At 31.2% G+C, this 16,577-nt stretch carries 13 protein-coding genes and 1 other RNA gene; 11 read left to right on the top strand and 3 right to left on the bottom strand.

Translation table 11 applies throughout. The features are described from left to right. Window positions 1-2: 2 nt before the first annotated feature. Entirely contained in the window at window positions 3-515 is a 513-nt protein-coding gene (locus FP421_RS02535) for a DUF7935 family protein (RefSeq protein ID WP_159947294.1), read from the bottom strand. Between the two features lie 4 nt (window positions 516-519). Further along, the gene (locus FP421_RS02540) at window positions 520-1,059 is read right to left on the bottom strand and encodes a DsrE family protein (protein ID WP_159947296.1); all 540 of its coding nucleotides are present in this window, start codon (window positions 1,057-1,059) and stop codon (window positions 520-522) included. Between the two features lie 108 nt (window positions 1,060-1,167). Here FP421_RS02540 and FP421_RS02545 point away from each other — a divergent pair, with 108 nt between their 5' ends. From FP421_RS02545 to FP421_RS02595, 11 genes are all read left to right on the top strand, one after another. After that, the gene (locus tag FP421_RS02545; RefSeq protein ID WP_159947298.1) at window positions 1,168-3,489 is read left to right on the top strand and encodes an ATP-dependent helicase; all 2,322 of its coding nucleotides are present in this window, start codon (window positions 1,168-1,170) and stop codon (window positions 3,487-3,489) included. A gap of 146 nt (window positions 3,490-3,635) precedes the next feature. Beyond that, the gene (locus tag FP421_RS02550; protein ID WP_159947300.1) at window positions 3,636-4,286 is read left to right on the top strand and encodes a DUF4290 domain-containing protein; all 651 of its coding nucleotides are present in this window, start codon (window positions 3,636-3,638) and stop codon (window positions 4,284-4,286) included. A gap of 3 nt (window positions 4,287-4,289) precedes the next feature. Continuing rightward, window positions 4,290-5,600, top strand: coding sequence for a UDP-N-acetylglucosamine 1-carboxyvinyltransferase (gene murA, locus FP421_RS02555; RefSeq protein WP_159947302.1), 1,311 nt, complete (start codon window positions 4,290-4,292; stop codon window positions 5,598-5,600). 87 nt (window positions 5,601-5,687) lie between these two features. After that, window positions 5,688-6,239, top strand: a complete 552-nt coding sequence (locus FP421_RS02560) for an NUMOD4 domain-containing protein (protein ID WP_159947304.1) — start codon at window positions 5,688-5,690, stop codon at window positions 6,237-6,239. A gap of 83 nt (window positions 6,240-6,322) precedes the next feature. Next, window positions 6,323-6,865, top strand: a complete 543-nt coding sequence (locus tag FP421_RS02565; protein ID WP_159947306.1) for a nucleotide exchange factor GrpE — start codon at window positions 6,323-6,325, stop codon at window positions 6,863-6,865. Between the two features lie 88 nt (window positions 6,866-6,953). Continuing rightward, entirely contained in the window at window positions 6,954-8,087 is a 1,134-nt protein-coding gene (dnaJ, locus tag FP421_RS02570) for a molecular chaperone DnaJ (RefSeq protein WP_159947308.1), read from the top strand. 177 nt (window positions 8,088-8,264) lie between these two features. Continuing rightward, window positions 8,265-8,573, top strand: an RNA gene (gene rnpB / locus FP421_RS02575) — RNase P RNA component class A. 233 nt (window positions 8,574-8,806) lie between these two features. Beyond that, the gene (locus FP421_RS02580; RefSeq protein ID WP_159947310.1) at window positions 8,807-11,587 is read left to right on the top strand and encodes a bifunctional aconitate hydratase 2/2-methylisocitrate dehydratase; all 2,781 of its coding nucleotides are present in this window, start codon (window positions 8,807-8,809) and stop codon (window positions 11,585-11,587) included. Window positions 11,588-11,776: 189 nt separating this feature from the next. Continuing rightward, window positions 11,777-14,044 carry an aconitate hydratase gene (locus tag FP421_RS02585; protein ID WP_159947312.1) on the top strand — a complete coding sequence of 756 codons (2,268 nt, stop codon included), beginning with the start codon at window positions 11,777-11,779 and terminating at the stop codon, window positions 14,042-14,044. A 355-nt stretch (window positions 14,045-14,399) separates the two neighbouring features. Then, window positions 14,400-15,071, top strand: a complete 672-nt coding sequence (locus FP421_RS02590) for a Crp/Fnr family transcriptional regulator (protein WP_159947314.1) — start codon at window positions 14,400-14,402, stop codon at window positions 15,069-15,071. 77 nt (window positions 15,072-15,148) lie between these two features. Further along, a complete protein-coding gene (locus FP421_RS02595) occupies window positions 15,149-16,033 on the top strand; it encodes an anti-sigma factor (RefSeq protein ID WP_159947316.1) in 885 nt (294 codons plus the stop codon). A gap of 140 nt (window positions 16,034-16,173) precedes the next feature. On the opposite strand, the gene FP421_RS02600 is transcribed toward FP421_RS02595, so the two are convergent. Continuing rightward, a complete protein-coding gene (locus tag FP421_RS02600; RefSeq protein ID WP_159947318.1) occupies window positions 16,174-16,518 on the bottom strand; it encodes a hypothetical protein in 345 nt (114 codons plus the stop codon). Window positions 16,519-16,577: the final 59 nt, after the last annotated feature.

Here is a 16,577-nt window from a genome sequence, read left to right on the forward strand (position 1 = left end):
TTTTATAATAGTTTCTTTACTTCACTTTTAATAAAATCGATGGCTATGTCAGTAGGAGGTAGGGTTTTAGAGTAGTCTATCAGTAGGTTTTGGCGTAAATCATTTGCAGAATTAGAAGTTTCTGCAACTTGTTTTAATTTATTAATAGTTGCATTTTTGGCACCTAAAATGGCTGTCCAAGTTTTGTCTGAAATGTAAATTTGCTGCACTAAATTATGCTCAAACTCTTGTTCGATATTAGATAATAGTAGCTGTAAATAATCATCAGCTTTGTCAGAAATAGGTTTAATTCTTACTACAATCTTTACAGGATTAATACGCTCACAAAATAATAACATGCGTTCATAAGATTGTAATTTTATAGGTAAAGCTTCTTTTTTCTTTTCAGCTAGCAATCCTAGTTTCTTTTCTGCATTTTGCTGAGAAATAAAACCGTTAAACATATAATACGCTACAAAACCTGTAACTGCAGCAGGTAAAATGTAAGCGATACTTTCTAATAATTTATCTTCCATTCAACTAAAACTTTATAAATGTATAACCAATGTTTTGATATTGTAATAATGCAGTCATTGCAGAAAGCGCAAACTTTACTTCTGGTAAAATAACTTTTTTATCAATTTCTCTATATGAAGCAGTCTGTCCACAAATAATAATATCTACACCTGCATTTTTTAATTCTTTGATGAGTAGAGAATTTGGATTTTTAACGCCATATCTCTTAAAATAAGCATCATCATTTAAGACATCTTTCCATGCTCCACCATGAATAGTAATAGCTACTTTTAACTGTTCAGGTTTCATACCTGCATTTGCATGCATGTTTAAAAACCTTGCAGCTGTAACAATATTTTTGTTAATTATATTTGTCTTTTTAGAACTTGTAGAAACATCAAAAATCACCTTAAATTCTTTAGTGATGTCTGTTTTTATATCTACATTTTTCACATCAAAGGTTTCGCCAAAGTTTTTAATAATCTTTCCTTTTATCCTATTGTTTTGACTAGAAATAAGACTTGAAAATGTAATGAATAATACTAAAAAGAAGTAATTTTTCATGAGAATAATATTAATCTTGTAAATGTATTTATAATTTTATAAAACTAATAATTAATATTGATGAACATTTCTTAATTTCACACTTTCAAATCTTTTCAAAATAAATAATTGAGTACTTATCTAAATTCTTTAAACGAAGCACAAAAACAGGCTGTTTTACAAAAAGATGGACCAATGATTATTATCGCTGGTGCAGGTTCTGGAAAAACTCGTGTATTAACCTACAGAATTGCACATCTAATGCAGCAAGGTGTAGATTCATTTAACATATTATCACTCACATTTACCAACAAAGCAGCAAGAGAAATGAAAGACAGAATTGCTGGAGTTGTAGGACAAAGTGAGGCTAAAAATTTGTGGATGGGAACATTCCACTCGGTTTTTGCAAGAATTTTACGTTCTGAGGCTGATAAATTAGGATTTCCATCAAATTTCACCATTTACGATACTCAAGATGCTACTCGTCTCTTAACTTCGATTATTAAAGAAATGAATTTGGATAAAGAGCGATACAAAGCAAAACAAATTCAGCATAGAATATCATCATTTAAAAACAGTTTAATTACAGTTAAAGCCTATTTTAATAATTCTGACTTGCAAGAAGCAGACCTGCATGCTAGCAGACCAAAAGTTGGTGATATTTATAGAGAATATGTAGATAGATGCTTTAAGGCAGGAGCAATGGATTTTGATGATTTGTTGTTAAGAACTAATGAATTGTTAGCGCGTTTTCCTGATGTTTTGGCAAAATATCAAGACCGTTTTCGGTACATTATGGTAGATGAGTATCAAGATACAAACCATTCTCAATATTTAATTGTAAAAGCGTTGGCAGATCGTTTTCAAAACATCTGTGTAGTAGGTGATGATTCGCAAAGTATTTATAGTTTTAGAGGTGCAAATATTCAGAATATTTTAAATTTTCAGAAAGATTATCCCGATGTAAAAACATTTAAGTTAGAACAGAATTATCGTTCTACTAAAAATATTGTAAATGCTGCTAATTCAGTTATAGCAAGAAATAAGACTAAATTAGATAAAGAAGTCTGGACAAGTAATGATGCAGGAGATTCAATCAATGTAATGCGTACCATTTCAGATGGAGAAGAAGGTCGTTTTGTAGCACAATCCATTTGGGAAAACATGATGAATCATCAATTAAAACCTGATGATTTTTGTGTGCTGTACAGAACAAATTCACAATCAAGAGCCATTGAAGATGCGTTAAGAAAGAAAAATATCGATTATAAAATTTATGGCGGAATGTCATTCTATCAGCGAAAAGAAATCAAAGATATTTTGTCTTATTTACGTATTTTAATCAATCCTAATGATGAAGAAGCCTTAAAAAGAATTATCAATTATCCTGCACGTGGAATTGGGGCAACAACTATAGATCGATTAACCATTGCTGCAAATCATTATAAAAAATCAATTTTTGAAATCATAAAATATATTGATAAGATTGATATCAAAATTAATTCTGGAACCAAGAACAAGTTGCAGAATTTTATGAATATGATTTTGCGTTTGCAAATTGAAGCACAAACTAAAAATGCTTTTGAAATTGCAGAAGAAGTTGTAAAATTAACACGATTAATCAAAGATTTAGAGAAAGACGGAACCCCAGAAGCGGTTAGTAAAGTTGAAAATGTTCAAGAACTATTAAACGGAATTAAAGATTTTATCACAGATAAAATAGAACAAGGAGAAGATGCTTCTTTAACAGCTTTCTTAGAGGATGTAGCTTTAGCAACCGATTTTGATAACAATAAAGATGATGACAAACCAACAGTGTCTCTAATGACCATTCATCAGTCTAAAGGATTAGAATATCAGTACATATATATTGTTGGTTTAGAAGAGAATTTATTTCCTTCTGCAATGAGCATGAACACTAGAAGCGAGTTAGAGGAGGAGCGTAGATTGTTTTATGTAGCATTAACTAGAGCAGAAAAAGTAGCCTATTTAAGTTATGCACAAACACGTTATAGATGGGGGAAATTGGTTGATGCAGAACCAAGTCGTTTTTTAGAAGAGATTGATGACCAATTTTTACACTACATTACACCAAAAGTTCCAGAATCATCTGCAAACCGTTTTGTAGATAAGAGTTTATTTGATGATGCTCCTAAAGGAATTCGTTTTCAAAAACCAATTCAGCGTAAAAAAATGGAACGAGATTTATTAAAAAAGAAAGAAATTATCATTCCTAAAAACTTAAAAAAAGTATCTCAAGCAAATTCAAAAGCCAATCTATTTGATGGTAAAATTGCAGTAGGTAACATCGTTGAACACAATAGATTTGGCAGTGGAGAGGTAATAGCTTTAGAAGGAAATGGACCTAATAAAAAAGCAGAAATTAAGTTTGGTACAGTTGGTAAAAAGAAATTGTTACTACAATTTGCTAAATTAAAAGTGATTGGATAAAATAATCCTAAAAACTAAAAATAAATCGTTATTTTGCAGCGTTAAAAAACTACAAATTATAAGTTTTTAGTTCTAGCAGAGTCCAGAACTAATAAAATTTCTAAAATTATTGTTTAGAAACTAATAAACTTCACAAAATTAAATAAATGACATTCGATTTAGAATATAATTCAGAAAGAACATTAATGATTATTCCAGAATATGGTAGACATATTCAAAAATTAGTGAATCATTGTGTTGCACTAGAAACCAAAGAAGAACGTAATAAAATGGCTAAAGCCATTGTAGATGTAATGGGGAATTTACAACCGCATTTACGTGATGTTCCCGATTTTAAACACAAATTATGGGATCAACTTTTTATCATGTCTAAGTTTGAGCTTGATGTAGACTCTCCATATCCACAACCCTCTAAAGAAGAATTACAAGAGAAGCCAGAACCTTTAGCATATCCAAAATCAGCATCAAGATACCGTTATTATGGTAATAACATTCAAACAATGATTGATGTAGCATTAAGTTGGGAAGATGATGATAAAAAAGAAGCCTTAGTGTTTACAATTGCGAATCATATGAAAAAATGTTACCTAAATTGGAACAAAGACACTGTTGATGATGCAGTAATTTTTAATCATTTATATGATTTATCTGACGGAAAATTAGATCTTAGAAATACTGATGAAGAATTGACAGATAGTAAAAACTTGTTAAGAAAAAGAAACTCTCAAGGTCAAAATCATTCAAAAAACAATCATAAGAAGCACCATAACAATAATAAGAATAGAAAAAGATACTAATTAATGGCATCATTTAAAATTGAAGGTGGACATAAATTAAACGGAACCATCACACCACAAGGAGCAAAAAACGAAGTATTACAAATTCTTTGTGCAGTATTATTAACTCCAGAAAGGGTAGTTGTAAATAATGTTCCAGATATTATTGATGTTAATAAGTTGATATTTATCTTAGGAGAATTGGGTGTAAAAGTTGAAAAATTAAACGCAAATTCTTATGCATTTCAAGCAGATGAAGTTGATTTGCCTTATTTAGAGTCAGATAATTTTAAACGAGATGGTAGTTCTTTACGTGGATCTATTATGATTGTTGGACCGTTATTAGCTCGTTTTGGTAAAGGCTACATTCCACGTCCTGGAGGAGATAAAATTGGTCGTAGACGTTTAGATACTCACTTTGAAGGATTTATCAGATTAGGTGCAAAATTTAGATATAATAAAGAAGAAAAGTTTTATGGTGTAGAAGCTGATGAACTTTTTGGTACGGATATGTTGTTAGATGAAGCCTCAGTTACAGGAACTGCAAACATCATTATGGCAGCAGTTTTAGCAAGTGGAACAACAAGAATTTACAATGCTGCTTGCGAACCATACATTCAACAATTGTGTAAAATGTTGAATTCAATGGGTGCAAAAATCGAAGGTGTAGGTTCAAATTTATTAACAATTACAGGAGTTGATTCTTTGGTTGGTTGTGAACATACGGTATTACCAGATATGATTGAAATTGGTTCTTGGATTGGTGTTGCAGTAATGACACAATCAGAACTAACTATTAAAAATGTGAGTTGGGAGAATCTAGGTCAGATTCCAAACGTGTTTAGAAAATTAGGAATTCAATTAGAGAAAAAAGGAGACGATATTTATATTCCAGAACAAGAATCGTATGAAATCCAAAACTATATAGATGGTTCTGTTTTAACAGTCGCAGATGCACCATGGCCCGGATTTACTCCAGATTTACTAAGTATTATTTTGGTCATTGCTACACAAGCAAAAGGAACCGTTTTAATTCATCAAAAAATGTTCGAAAGTCGCTTGTTCTTTGTCGATAAATTAATTGATATGGGCGCAAAAGTAATTCTGTGTGACCCACATAGAGCAACAGTTATAGGTCATGATTTCCAGTCGCAATTAAAAGCAACAAAAATGACTTCTCCAGATATTAGAGCAGGAATTTCTCTATTAATAGCAGCACTTTCTGCAAGCGGAACAAGTATCATAAACAATATAGAACAAATAGATAGAGGTTACGAAAACATTGAAGCTCGTTTAAAATCTATTGGTGCTAAAATTGAAAGAATAGAAGATTAAGTTTTGCAATAATATTGCCATTAGAGTAAAATTAAAAAATTAGAAAGAGAAAAAGTTTTATTATTAATTAATATAACTTTTATAATTATGATTAGAAACTTATGGAATGAAGATTGGAAAGATATTCAATTTGATGAAAAAATATCCGAAAAAGTAAAATTTAGAATTTCTAATTATGGTAGAATAATAAAATATTCTAAAGATAAACAAGTTCTAAAGAAAAAAACCTACATAAATGGATATGAAACCATTTCTTTGAGACAAAAATTAAATCATAAAACTACAAGTAGATATGTACATAAATTAGTAGCTCAACATTTTTTAGAAAAAGAAAATGAAGATCAGGTTTATGTAATTCATCTTAATTATGATAAAAAAGATAATACCGTCAATAACTTAAAATGGGCTACAAAAAGAGAAAAAGAATTGCATCAATTTAATAATCCAAATTGGGAATCTGTAGTAAAAAAAAGAAGTAGAAATATTGGTAAATTAACAGAAGGAAAAGTTAAAATTATTAAACGCCAATTAAAAAATAACAGAACAAGAATCACTATGATAGCAAAACGCTTTGGTGTTTCAGATATGCAAATTCATAGAATTAAGTCTGGTGAAAATTGGTCTCATGTTAAAATTTAACAAAATAGTGTCAAGTTGACACTATTTTTTTATTGGCAGCATTTTTGCCAATAAATTGTGTACAATTTAATGATTACAAAGAAATGAGTAAAGAAGAAAATATACAAGAAGAAATAAAGAACGAGCAAGAACCTGCACAAGTTGAAGAAAATCAAACTGTTGAAGAAGAAGTTGTAAAAGAAGAACCAACAGCAGAAGAGTTAATCCAAGCAGAAAAAGACAAGTTTTTACGCTTATTTGCAGAGTTTGAAAACTATAAAAAGAGAACTTCTCGAGAAAGAATAGAATTATTTAAAACTGCAGGTCAAGAATTAATGACAGCCTTATTGCCAATTATGGACGATTTTGACAGAGGTCTGGCAGAAATAAAAAAAGCAAAGGATAAAGAGTTGTTAAAAGGGATGCAGTTGATTAATGATAAATTAAATAATACACTAACCCAAAAAGGATTAACAGCTATAGAAGTAAAAGCAGGAGATACTTTTGATGCCGAAATTCATGAAGCAATTACACAAATTCCAGCTCCTTCTGAAGATTTAAAAGGAAAAGTTATTGACTGTGTGGAAAAAGGATATAAGTTAGGAGATAAAATTATTCGTTACCCAAAAGTGGTTATCGGACAGTAAATTTTTGTCATTACGATGAAGAAAAACCAAGTAGTCTATTGAACCAGATTACTTCATTAAGTTCTCAATGACTAAAAAAAAAAATAAAATGGCAAAACAAGACTTTTACGAGGTATTAGGAATATCAAAATCAGCAACTCAAGCTGAAATTAAAAAAGCCTACAGAAAAATGGCAATTAAATATCATCCAGATAAAAATCCTGGAGATAAAACTGCCGAAGAAAACTTTAAAAAGGCTGCAGAAGCATATGAAGTTTTAAGTGATGAAAACAAAAAAGCACGTTATGATCAATACGGTCATGCTGCTTTTGATGGCCCACAAGGTGGTGGCGGTTTTGGTGGCGGAGGTATGGATATGGATGACATATTCAGCCAATTTGGAGATATCTTTGGAGGAGGCTTTGGTGGCGGCTTTGGAGGTTTTGGCGGTGGTGGAGGCCAACGTCAAGCAAGAGTAAAAGGAAGTAATATGCGTATTCGTGTAAAACTTACTTTAGAAGAAATTGCAAAAGGCATAGAAAAAAAAGTAAAAGTTCGCAGAAAAGTTCAAGCATCAGGAGTTACTTATAAGACATGTACAACATGTAATGGTTCTGGTCAGCAAATGCGAGTTACCAATACTATTTTAGGTAGAATGCAAACTGCTACTACCTGTGGAACTTGTTCTGGAGCTGGAGAGATAATGGATAAGAAACCAAATGGAGCAGATGCTCAAGGTTTAATTGTTGAAGAAGAAACGGTTTCTATTAATATACCTGCTGGTGTAACTGAAGGAGTTCAATTAAAAGTAGGAGGAAAGGGTAATGAAGCACCTGGTAAAAACTCAATAGCTGGTGATTTATTAGTGTTGATTGAAGAAATTCCTCACAATACATTAAAAAGAGAAGGTACAAATATTCATTATGATTTGTATGTCAATTTCTCCGAAGCAGTTTTAGGAACAAGTAAAGAGGTTGAAACTGTTACAGGTAAAGTTAAAATTAAAATTGAAGCAGGAACTCAGTCAGGAAAAATATTAAGATTAAAAGGCAAAGGTTTACCTAGTATTGAAAGTTATGGTTCAGGTGATTTCTTAATCCATATTAATGTTTGGACACCTCAAGAATTAAATAAAGAACAAAGACTGTTCTTTGAAAAAATGTCGGATGATGAAAACTTTATACCAAGCCCAAATAAATCTGATAAATCATTTTTTGAAAAAGTAAAGGATATGTTCTCTTAAGAATATAAGATTCGTAAAAAACAATTGTTTTTTTTCTGGAAAATGTTTTTTAGTAAAAAAAAATAATATATATTTGCAGTGTTGTTGATTTATCAGCAACACTTTTTCTTTTTCATAGCAATTTTTCCCACTCAAATTTTGAGTGGGTTTTTTTATGAATGAGATTAATTATAAAAAATAGCAGACTTATCTTATCGTCCCAAATTTGTTTGGGAAGGAAAGTCCGGACACCAAAGAGTAAGTATAGCGGATAACATCCGTCCAACGTAAGTTGAGGACAAGTGCAACAGAAAGAATGTACAGTTAGGCTGTAGTGAAACCAGGTAAACTCTATACGGTGCAATGCCATGTATATTAGAGCTTGAGAGCTACTCGCTCGATTCTAAAGGGTAGGCAGATAGATTCTAAGAGTAATTTTAGAACTAGATAAATGATAAGAACCTTTTAATAAGGATACAGAATTCGGCTTATTAGTCTGCTTTTTTTATTAATTTTTTACAGACTTATCAAATAAATGTAAAAAAAAATCCTTTTTTCTAAATTAAATTCAGTGTTTGTTTAAATATTCTTTTTTTATTCATTAATTGTTGCATTTTATTAATTATACTTTAAAATTAATATAAAAAATGTATGTTTGTCCTACTAAAATTAACCGAAAAAAAAGCAGTATACTTTAACTAAAATTAGGGTGTAAAACTTTTAGAAAAAAGATTTTTTTCATGCAAACTTACAAGGATTACCTTATTGAAATAGAAGAACGTAAAGCACAAGGTCTTCAACCAAAACCTATTGATGGTCAGGAATTATTAAGCGAAATTATTGCGCAAATTAAAGATGTAAATAATGAGTATAGAGCAGATTCTCTAAACTTTTTTATATACAATGTATTACCCGGTACTACAAGTGCAGCAAGTGTAAAATCCCAATTCTTAAAAGAAATCATTTTGGGTGAATCTAAAGTTGAAGAAATTACAACTGAATTTGCATTTGAGTTATTATCTCATATGAAAGGTGGTCCATCAATTACTGTTTTGTTAGATTTAGTTTTACTAGGCAAAGACATTGAAATTGCTAAAAAAGCAGCAGAGGTATTAAAAACGCAAGTGTTTTTATATGAAGCAGATGTAGAAAGATTAGAAGATGCATATAAAAAGGGTTGTCCTATTTCTAAAGAATTATTAGAAAGTTATGCCCAAGCAGAATTTTTTACAAAACTTCCAGAAGTAGAAGAAGAAATTGAAGTAGTTACCTATATCGCAGGTGTTGGTGATATCTCTACAGATTTATTATCTCCAGGTGCCGATGCACACTCTAGATCAGATCGTGAGTTACATGGGCAATGTATGTTTGAGCATAATAAAGAAATGCAACAAGAATTGTTAGATTTAAAAGAGCAGCATCCTGACAAGCGTGTTATGTTAATCGCTGAAAAAGGAACTATGGGGGTAGGATCTTCAAGAATGTCTGGTGTAAATAATGTTGCACTATGGACAGGAATTTCTTCAAGTCCTTATGTACCATTTATCAATATAGCTCCAGTAATTGCTGGTACTAATGGGATAGCACCAATTTTCTTAACAACTGTTGGAGTTACAGGTGGAATAGGTATCGATTTAAAAAATTGGGTACAGCAAAAAGATGCAGATGGTAATACAATTGTTAATGAAGAAGGAGAACCAATCTTAAAACAAATGTATTCAGTTGAAACAGGAACAGTTTTAACAATAAATACTAAAGAAAAGAAATTATATAGTGGTAATGTAGAATTAAAAGACATCTCTACAGCTCTTACACCTCCAAAAATGGAATTTATTAAAGCAGGAGGTTCTTATGCAGTAGTTTTTGGTAAAAAATTACAAACGTTATCATGTAATATATTAGGTATAGATGTACCTCAAGTTTATGCCCCTTCTAAAGAGGTGTCTATTGAAGGTCAAGGTTTAACTGCTGTTGAGAAAATTTTCAATAAAAATGCAGTAGGAACAACACCTGGAAAAACATTACATGCAGGTTCAAATGTTCGTGTAGAAGTAAATATTGTAGGTTCTCAAGATACTACTGGTTTAATGACGTCTCAAGAATTAGAAATGATGGCAGCAACTATTGTATCTCCAATCGTAGATGCTGGTTATCAATCAGGATGTCATACAGCTTCTGTATGGGATGATAAATCAAAAGCGAACATTCCTAGATTAATGAAATTTATGAATGATTTTGGTTTAATCACTGCACGTGACCCTAAAGGACAATATCATGCAATGACAGATGTAATTCATAAAGTTTTAAATGATATTACTGTTGATGATTGGGATATTATTATTGGTGGTGATTCTCATACACGTATGTCTAAAGGTGTTGCTTTTGGTGCAGATTCTGGTACTGTAGCTCTTGCTTTAGCAACTGGTGAAGCTACTATGCCAATTCCTGAGTCAGTTAAAGTTACCTTTAAAGGTGAAATGAAAAGTTTTATGGATTTTCGTGATGTAGTGCATGCAACTCAACAACAAATGTTAAAGCAATTTGGAGGAGAAAATGTATTTCAAGGAAGAATCATCGAAGTTCATATTGGAACATTAACTTCTGATCAAGCATTTACCTTTACAGATTGGACAGCAGAAATGAAAGCCAAAGCGTCTATCTGTATTTCAGAAGAAGAAACATTAATTGAATCTTTAGAAATAGCAAGAGATCGTATCCAAATCATGATTGATAAGGGTATGGATAACGAAAAACAAATGTTACAAGGTTTAGTTGATAAAGCGAATAATAGAATTCAAGAATTGAAAACAGGAATCAAGCCTGCTTTAAAACCAGATGCTGATGCTAATTATTATGCTGATGTTGTTATTGATTTAGATGAAATTGCTGAACCAATGATTGCTGATCCAGATGTTAATAATGAAGATGTTTCTAAGCGTTATACGCATGATACTATTCGTCCATTATCTTTTTATGGAGGAACTAAAAAAGTAGACCTAGGTTTTATTGGTTCTTGTATGATTCACAAAGGAGATATGCAGATTTTAGCTCAAATGTTAAAAAATATCGAAGCCCAACAAGGAGAAATAGAGTTTAAAGCTCCTTTAGTTGTTGCTCCACCAACATATAACATTGTTGATGAATTAAAAGCAGAAGGAGACTGGGAAGTATTACAAAAGTATTCAGGTTTTGAGTTTGATGATAGTTTACCTAAAGGTTTAGCACGTACTAAGTATAAAAATATGTTGTATTTAGAGCGTCCTGGATGTAACTTATGTATGGGTAATCAAGAGAAGGCAGAACCAGGTGATACTGTAATGGCAACATCTACACGTTTATTTCAAGGAAGAGTTGTAAAAGATACAGGTGAGAAAAAAGGAGAGTCGTTATTGTCTTCAACACCAGTAGTAGTTTTATCTACAATTTTAGGAAGAACACCAACCATGGAAGAATATGAAAAAGCGGTAGAAGGTATCGTTTTAACTAAGTTTAAACCATCTCAAAAACAATTGGTTATCTAAAAATCAATTTTAAAGATATTTTAAAGCTCAAGTTGTTACTTGAGCTTTTTTTATTTAAAAAATTGAACTTTAATAAATTTAATAGAAAATAGAAATGGCATTATAGAAATAAAATTAAAAAGAGAGATTGTTAAGTAATCTAATTTTTTTAATTTAGTAGAATAAGAATAATTTAAAAATTGAAACTATATGGCTTTTGATATTGATATGATAAAAAAGGTTTATTCAAGTATGAAAGAACGGGTAGATGCTGCACGTGAGATTACTGGAAAACCAATGACTTTGGCAGAAAAAATCTTGTATTCTCACCTATGGGATGGAACTCCATCAAAAGCATTCACCAGAGGTAAGGATTATGTAGATTTTGCACCTGATAGAATTGCTTGTCAAGATGCAACTGCACAAATGGCTTTATTACAGTTTATGCAAGCAGGTAAGCAAAAAGTTGCTGTACCTACTACAGTTCACTGTGATCACTTAATTCAGGCAAAAGATGGAGCTGCAACAGATTTAAAACACGCTAATAATGTAAGTAGTGAAGTTTTTAATTTTCTAGAATCTGTTTCTAACAAATATGGAATTGGTTTTTGGAAACCAGGAGCAGGAATTATTCATCAAGTAGTATTAGAAAATTATGCTTTTCCTGGAGGAATGATGATTGGTACTGATTCTCATACTGTAAATGCAGGAGGATTAGGTATGGTTGCTATTGGAGTTGGTGGTGCTGATGCTGTAGACGTAATGGCAGGTATGGCTTGGGAATTAAAATTCCCTAAATTAATAGGTGTAAAATTAACTGGAAAACTTTCGGGTTGGACTGCGCCAAAAGATGTGATCCTAAAAGTAGCAGAAATTTTAACCGTAAAAGGAGGTACAGGTGCAATTGTAGAATATTTTGGACCTGGAGCAACTTCTATGTCTTGTACAGGTAAAGGGACAATTTGTAATATGGGAGCTGAAATAGGAGCAACCACTTCTACTTTTGGTTATGATGAATCTATGGAGCGTTATTTACGTGCTACAGATAGAGAAGATGTCGCAGATGCAGCAAATACAGTGAAAGAATATTTAACAGCTGACACTGAAGTATATGAAAATCCAGAAAACTACTTTGATCAAGTTATAGAAATAAACCTATCTGAATTAGGGCCTTTATTAAACGGACCTTTTACTCCAGATTTATCTACAGAAGTTGGAGCTTCAATGACAGAAAAAGCAAATACTAATGATTGGCCATTAAAAGTAGAATGGGGATTAATTGGTTCTTGTACAAACTCTTCTTACGAAGATTTATCTAGAGCTTCTTCTATTGCACAACAAGCCATAGACAAAGGATTAAAAACAAAAGCAGAATTCGGAATTAACCCAGGTTCTGAACAAGTGCGTTATACAGCAGAAAGAGATGGTATTTTAGGAATTTTCGAAAAACTAGATGCTACAATTTTCACCAATGCTTGTGGACCTTGTATTGGTCAATGGGCAAGATATTCAGATCCTAAAAATGCACCAAAAAATAGTATAGTACATTCATTTAATAGAAATTTTGCAAAACGTGCAGACGGAAACCCTAATACGCACGCTTTTGTAGCTTCACCAGAGCTAACTGCAGCAATTGCAATTGCAGGTCGTTTAGATTTTAATCCTTTAAAGGATACTTTAATCAACGAAAATGGAGAAGAAGTAATGCTAGATGAACCAACTGGATGGGAATTACCTCCAAAAGGTTTCGAAGTAAAAGAGAATGGATATCTGGCACCAATGGCAGATGGAAGTGGAGTGGAAGTAAAAGTAGCTTCAGATTCTGAAAGATTACAATTATTAACTCCTTTTGAGCCTTTAGGGGGTAATATTTCTGGAGCAAAATTATTAATCAAAGCTTTTGGTAAATGTACAACAGATCATATTTCTATGGCTGGACCATGGTTACGTTTTAGAGGACATTTAGATAATATTGCCAATAACACACTTATAGGAGCTGTAAATGCCTTTAATAAAAAGACAAACTTTGTGAAAAGTCAGTTAACAGGTGAGTATGATGCAGTACCTGCAACACAAAGAGCGTACAAAAAAGCAGGAATTAAAACAATTGTTGTAGGAGACCATAATTATGGGGAAGGTTCTTCAAGAGAACATGCTGCAATGCAGCCTAGACACTTGGGGGTTGCTGCAGTAATTGTAAAATCTTTTGCAAGAATACATGAAACAAACTTGAAAAAGCAAGGAATGTTAGGTTTAACTTTTGATAATGAAGTAGATTATGATCTAATTCAAGAAGATGATACCTTTAATTTCTTAGATTTAAATGAATTTGCTCCAGACAAACAGCTAACCTTAGAAGTTGTTCATGTTGATGGAAGTAAAGATACCATTAAGTTAAATCATACGTATAATGATGCACAAATAAAATGGTATAATGAAGGTTCTGCACTGAACTTAATTAAAAAACAGAACGCATAATAGATTATAATTTAAAATGAAGCTCTCGATGAAATTCGAGAGCTTTTTTATTTACAAATAATAAAACAAAGAAATTTATTGAACTTTAAGAGTAATTACTTAAAAAAGAGGTATTTGAAATAGATCAATCAATTTCTAAAAATACCAAAGCTTTAGCAGTTTTAGACAGAGAAACTTACATACAAGTTGATTTTGGTGATTAGTCAACAGTTGTAACTCAAATTAATTTAGAATTGAATAAAGAAAATTTTCAAAATTTAAATATTTTAATAAAAATATAAAATGAAAATTTATTTTATGTAAGTTTTTTAGGAGTGTATAGACTTTTATAATAATCAATTTTAAAATAATTCTCATGAAAAACGTATGGTTTTTTGAAAACGTAAACTTATTCAACCTACTTTGTCCTCATAAATTTAAAGATTATAAAAAATGTCATGATTTTGATATCTATAAAAAAAGTGATTACATTTATTTTGAGGCAGATTCTGCAAACAAAATTTTTTTAATAGAAAAAGGAAAAGTAAAAATAGGCTATTACACAGAAGAAGGTGATGAAGTTGTAAAGGCTATTTTAACTAAAGGAGAGTTGTTTGGTGAAAAAGCTATTTTAGGAGAAGAAAAAAGAAATGAATTTGCACAGTCTATAGATTCTACCACATCAATTTGTCCAATAGGAGTTGAAACTATGCATGATTTAATGCGTGACAATAAAACCTTTAGTTTAAAAATTTACAAATTTCTAGGACTTCGTTTTAAAAAACTAGAGCGTAGATTACAATTGATTTTATTTAAAGATACAAAAACTCGTTTTTTAGAATTTATGAAAGAATTGTGTGAAGAATATGGTTATGATTGTGATAAAACTGGTGATAAAATAATTGTTCATCCATACACTCAAAAAGACATAGCTTCTTTAATTGGTACATCAAGATCTAATTTAAATGTATTAATGAACGAATTAAAAGAAGAAAATAAAATTAGTTTTAACAGAAAAGAATTAAGAATTCTTCAAAAAATTGCATAAGTGTTCGCTAGCTAACATTTCAAGACTTTTTTAGGACATAATTTTGTCATCAACATTAACATATAAATATTAATAAGATGAAAAAAGTTTTAAATTTAGCAATTGCAATTATTATCGCAGTTTTTTTTGTGGCTTGTAGCGAAGACGACAACACACCAACAGTAGGCAGTTTAACCCTTAACTTAGATGGTCTAGAGGAATTAGGTACAGACTATGTATACGAAGGGTGGTTAATTGTAAACGGAAACCCAGTAAGTACAGGTGTATTTTCAAGTGTTACATTTCCTCAATCTTTTGATGTAGATTTAACTGATTTAAATTCTGCAACAACATTTGTACTATCTATTGAACCTGCTGGAGAAACTGGAACAGCAGCATTAACACCAGCAGATACAAAAATTTTAGCTGGTGATTTTAGTGGAAAATCTGCAGCAGTAAGCTCAAATGGTATTGTTGGAGATTTTAGTAATTCTTGGGGTAAATACATTTTAGCAACACCTACAGATACAGATAATACCAATGAGTCTAGTGGAGTATGGTTTTTAGACAATTCTAATGCACCACCAGCTGTATCAGGTTTGTCTTTACCTACTTTATCTGCAGGATGGAAATATGAAGGATGGGTTGTTTTAAACGGAACACCTGTAAGCACAGGAACTTTTTTAACTCCAAATGGAGCAGATGACAATGCTGCAACATCACCTTACAAAGGAACAACCAGTAATGGACCTGGTTTTCCTGGAGAAGATTACTTAAATGGTTCTGCTGCTGGAATAAACTTTCCAACAGATTTAAAAGGAGCTACTGTGGTAGTTTCTGTAGAACCATATCCAGATAATAGTCCAGCTCCATTTACTTTAAAACCTCTTGCTCATGTTGTTCCTGCAGATGCTTTAGATCACACAGTAATAAATATGGGTACAGGACCTATAGCAGTTTTATCTGGCTCTGTAAGCAGATAACAGAAAATATAATCTTCTATTTAATGTTAATGGTAGATTAAAAAAGGGTAATCTTTTTAAGATTACCCTTTTCTGTAAAAAATACCCAATACTACTACAAAAGTAAATATCGGGTACCAACTAACCAACCAGTTGTATTTTTATATTTTATTTAGTTTTATAGGCATTCTATAAACCTCTCCTTTTTTTATGTTTTTAAGTTTTATTTTTTTATAATTCAATTTGTTTTTTACATAAGATTGGAAATCAGAATTTTTACTATCCACAGATATTACTATTACTTCATTAGTGTTGTTTATCATAAATGAAATTTCAGCTAAACTAGATTCTTTAATATCTAATGGAATTTTATTTCCTAAAAGAGAAACGATTTCTGTTCTTAATGTCTTTTTATCTTTTGAAGGATTTTTACCTAATGCAGAAGTTGTAAAAGTTGTGGCTAGACTAATTGCTATAACCGTAATAATTGTTTTTAAATTTTTCATGATAAGATGTTTTAGGTTGTTATTATATTTGAAAGACGACCTATCTTAAAATGAGTTAC

This window comes from Polaribacter septentrionalilitoris, from assembly GCF_009832745.1.
GTDB lineage: Bacteria > Bacteroidota > Bacteroidia > Flavobacteriales > Flavobacteriaceae > Polaribacter > Polaribacter septentrionalilitoris.